Origin of the sequence: Pseudomonas psychrophila (assembly GCF_001043005.1) — a bacterium.
Lineage (GTDB): Bacteria > Pseudomonadota > Gammaproteobacteria > Pseudomonadales > Pseudomonadaceae > Aquipseudomonas > Aquipseudomonas psychrophila.
Genome location: NZ_JYKZ01000085.1, coordinates 1 through 587 on the forward strand (window position 1 = coordinate 1; position 587 = coordinate 587).

The 587-nt window shown below is 57.2% G+C and carries 1 protein-coding gene; it reads left to right on the forward strand.

All coding sequences use genetic code 11. From position 1 onward, the window contains the following. The coding region (locus TU76_RS24200; protein ID WP_048352686.1) for a GGDEF domain-containing protein at window positions 1–587 on the forward strand (587 nt) is incomplete at both ends.

Consider the following 587-nt stretch of genomic DNA (forward strand, 5'->3'; position numbering starts at 1 on the left):
GTCTGGAAAAAGGGCTCAACTGGTACGAGTTGCTGCCGATCCTCGATGATCTTGCTGTATTGATGCTAGCCGTCACTGACAGTGGCCAGCATGAGTTCGAGGCTTATCTCAAACAGCTCAACGAACGTCTTGAATCGTTCCAGAATAATCTCCAGGTGGCCAGTGAGGTCCACGTCGAGGGCCGGTCGGCGGTTGATGCGCTGCACACTCAGTTGCGCGAGCATGTCGATGATCTGCAACACAGCGTGCAAGATGCGGTCGACTTGCCCAGCCTTAAGCACGTACTGGAGAACCGCCTGGAAGGATTACTGGGCATGATCGACCAGCATCAAGAGCAGCGCGATGTGCGTGAACAGGATATCTCGGTCCATTTGCAATCGTTGGCCGAGCGTGTGGCGCAGATGGAGCAGCAAGTCCTTGGTTATCGTGAGCACCTCGAGGATCAGCGACAGAAGGCGTTGCTCGACCCGTTGACCGGCTTGCCCAATCGGGCGGCCTGGAGCGAACGGCTGGCGCAGGAGGTCATGCAGTGGCAAGCCCACGGCAATCCGCTGCTGATCGCCATGCTCGACCTTGACCATTTCAAG